Source organism: bacterium (assembly GCA_026398675.1).
Classification (GTDB): Bacteria; RBG-13-66-14; RBG-13-66-14; order RBG-13-66-14; family RBG-13-66-14; genus RBG-13-66-14.
Window position 1 is genome coordinate 1 of record JAPLSK010000244.1, and the last position, 3,058, is coordinate 3,058.

3 protein-coding genes are annotated in these 3,058 nt (G+C 65.7%); all 3 read right to left on the reverse strand.

What is annotated here, in order from left to right; translation table 11 throughout:
* Positions 1–88: 88 nt before the first annotated feature.
* The 3 genes from NTW26_07710 to pyrG are packed head-to-tail and all read right to left on the reverse strand — an operon-like array spanning position 89 to position 2,909.
* Positions 89–658 carry a flavin reductase family protein gene (locus NTW26_07710; protein MCX7022139.1) on the reverse strand — a complete coding sequence of 190 codons (570 nt, stop codon included), beginning with the start codon at positions 656–658 and terminating at the stop codon, positions 89–91.
* Positions 659–667: 9 nt separating this feature from the next.
* Positions 668–1,189 carry a nitroreductase family protein gene (locus tag NTW26_07715; protein MCX7022140.1) on the reverse strand — a complete coding sequence of 174 codons (522 nt, stop codon included), beginning with the start codon at positions 1,187–1,189 and terminating at the stop codon, positions 668–670.
* 4 nt (positions 1,190–1,193) lie between these two features.
* Positions 1,194–2,909: a CTP synthase (glutamine hydrolyzing) gene (gene pyrG / locus NTW26_07720; protein MCX7022141.1), complete on the reverse strand. Its 1,716-nt coding sequence runs from the start codon at positions 2,907–2,909 to the stop codon at positions 1,194–1,196.
* Between the last annotated feature and the right edge of the window lie 149 nt (positions 2,910–3,058).

Genomic DNA, 3,058 nt, shown 5'->3' on the forward strand with positions numbered 1-3,058 from the left:
TAGGGCGGGGATTTGCCAGGGGCATAGCTCGCTTCGCTCGGTTCCTATCCCCGCCGTTTTTATTAAGGCAGCCCTCGCCACCCCGGTGCTACCGGGCCCGGCGGGGCGACTTCGGCTCGCAGCAATACTCGCCGTCCTCCCGGAGCCACAACAGCGGAGCGAGCACCTTGAAACGCTCCCGAAGCGTCCCCCAGGTAACCCCTCGGACCACCTCCACCGCCAAAATCTCGGCGGTGTAGAGCGTGGCGCCGGGTAGCGGTTTGCGCTCCACGACGCGGCACTCGAGATGGGCCGGGCACTCGGCGACTCGCGGCGGCCCCACCTTCCGCGACAGCTCGAGGGTGAGCCCCAGGCGCCCGATGCGCTCCAGGCCGGTGTAGGCCGCCTCTCCGGACTGCCAGAAGGCGAGCGCCAGCTCCGACGGAACCGGGTTGACCACGAACTCCCGTGTCTTGGCGAGGTGCCGGTGCGCGAGGGTGCCCTCGGACAGGACCAAGCCCAGAAGCGGCGGTGAGTCGGAAAGGGGGAATAGACGGGTCACCGGCTCCAGGTGGGGGTTGCCGGCGTGGTCGGTGGTGGTGAGAAAAAAAGCCTGGGAGAGGAAGAGCGGCGTCTCCCAGCGACGGGGGTCGGTGTTCTGGGGAACCTTCTTGGTCAAGGCGCCCCCCTAGGGCAGCTCGTGAAAAACCTTTTTCGGTGGAACCCGGTCGGTCCTCTCCTCGGTGCAGGTCCCTTTCCCCACGGGCACCAGGGCCACCGGGCGCTCGTCGGCCCCCAGGCTCAGGACGCGCCGCACCCCGCCCTCGTCGAAGGCGCCGACCCAGCACGAGCAGTGACCCAGGGAATGGGCGGCCAGGAGGAGATTCTGCACCGCGGCGGCGGTGTCCTGCAAGCAGTAGAGCCCCCGCCCGCGGTCGCCGTAGTGCTCGGCCGACACCTCCGGCAGCGCCACCACGACGACGATGAGAGGAGCCTCGGCGATGAACATCTGCCCGTAGGCCGCCTCGCCCAGCCTGACCTTCACGCCCCGATCCCACACCAGGATGAAACGCCAGTGCTGGCGGTTGCCCGCCGACGGCGCCCAGCGCAGCGACTCCTTCAACAGCTCCACGTGATCGGGAGGGAGCGGCTCGCCGGTGAAGTCGCGGCAGGAGCGCCTCGCCAGGATGGCATCTATCACGGGATTCATGCGGTCACCGGCTCCTTTTTTCGATGGCGGCCCGGACCAGGCCATGGAAGAGGGGGTTCGGGGCGAGCGGTCGGCTGGTGTACTCGGGGTGGAACTGGCTGGCCACGAAGTAGGGGTGACCGGGCAGCTCCAGCACCTGCATGATAGCGCCGTCAGGGGTGGTGCCCACGAAGCGCATCCCCATTTTCTCGAAAATCTCGCGGTAGTCGTTGTTGAACTCGAAGCGATGGCGGAAGCGCTCGGTGACCTCGGTGCGGCCGTAGAGCCCGGCCACCGCGCTCTTCGGGTCCAGGCGCACCTTGTGGCCCCCCAGACGCATGGTGCCGCCGAGCCTCAATTTCTTTTTCTGCTCGGGGAGAAGGTGGATGACCGGGTGGGGCGTGCGGCTGTTGACCTCGGTGGTCTGGGCGTCTTCGAGACCGCAGACGTGGCGCGCGAACTCCACCACGGCGAAGTGGAAGCCGTAGCAGATGCCCAGGAAGGGCAGCCCCCGCTCCCGGGCGTACTGGATGACCTGGATTTTGCCCTCCACCCCCCGGGCGCCGAAGCCGCCGGGGACGATGACGCCGGCCGTGTCGGGGGGCAGCATCCGCTCCACGTCCTCGGGCCGCGCTATCTCGGTGGTGTCCACCCACACGGGCTCCACCCGGACCCCCAGCGCCACCCCCGAGTGCTCCAGGGCGTTGACGATGCTGATGTAGGAGTCCTTCAGCGTGGCGTACTTGCCGGTGATGGCGATTCTGACCACGGGAAGGCCCTCGGCCTGCACGTGCTCCACGTAGGAGTGGAGCGGGGGCTCGGACTTGCCGTTGGTCGGGATCGGCATGGAGAGCTTGAGCCTTTGGGTCACCAGCCAGGCCAGCCGCTGGAGGTCCAGCACGTAGGGCAGGGTGTAGATGCTGGGCAGGTCCGGCGAGCTGATGACGTTCTCCTGGGCCACGTTGCAGAAGAGGGCTATCTTCTGCCGCACCTTCGGGGCGACGCCCTTGGGGCTGCGACCCACGATGATGTCGGGCTGGATGCCGGTCTCGAGGAGCTTTTTGACCGAGTGCTGGGTCGGCTTGGACTTCTGCTCCCCCGAGGCCTCGTTGTAGGGGAGCATGGTGACGTGGGCGAACATGACGTTCTCGCGCCCCTCGGCCACGAAGAGCTCCCGCGCCGCCTCCACGAAGTGCAGGTTCTCGATGTCGCCGATGGTGCCGCCGATTTCGATGAGCACGATGTCGAAGGGCCGAGAGCTCGCCAGCGTGCGGATGAAGTTCTTGACCTCCCCGGTGACGTGGGGGATGACCAGCACGTCGCGCCCCAGGTAGTCCCCCTTGCGCTCCTTCTCCAGCACCGTCCGGTAGAGCTTGCCCGAGGTCAGGTAGTTGTCGGAGGAGAGGTCGTAGTTGAGGAAGCGCTCGTAGGTGCCTAGGTCCATGTCGCACTCGGTGCCGTCGTCCAGGACGAAGACCTCGCCGTGCCGGTAGGGGTTCAGCGTCCCGGCGTCGTAGTTGAGGTAGCCGTCAATCTTCAGCTGGCTCACCGAGAAACCGTAGTGCTTCAAAAGGTGCCCCAGCGACGCCGAGAAGACACCCTTCCCGACCCCGGACATCACCCCTCCGGTGATGACGATGTACTTGGTGCGCCCGATGCGGTATTTCTCCGGGAAGAAATCCACGTCCTCGATGTCGTCGGTTTTGGCGCTGATGCTCTCGAAATCGAACAGCCCTTCCATCGTCCGTTCCCCCGCATTATTGGGCGCTCGTAAAAACCGGTTTTTCCGCGACGGTTTGGTTAATCTACGGGAGTATAGGTTAACAAAAAAACCGCGTGTGCGCCACGGGTTATTTTTTTGGGATAACTTAGTGTTCCTGGACCATCCTT

Excerpts from the sequence above, each read along its gene's own strand:
- NTW26_07715 (MCX7022140.1), bottom strand. The coding sequence starts at position 1,189 with ATGAATCCCGTGATAGATGCCATCCTGGCGAGGCGCTCCTGCCGCGAC.
- pyrG (MCX7022141.1), bottom strand. The coding sequence starts at position 2,909 with ATGGAAGGGCTGTTCGATTTCGAGAGCATCAGCGCCAAAACCGACGAC.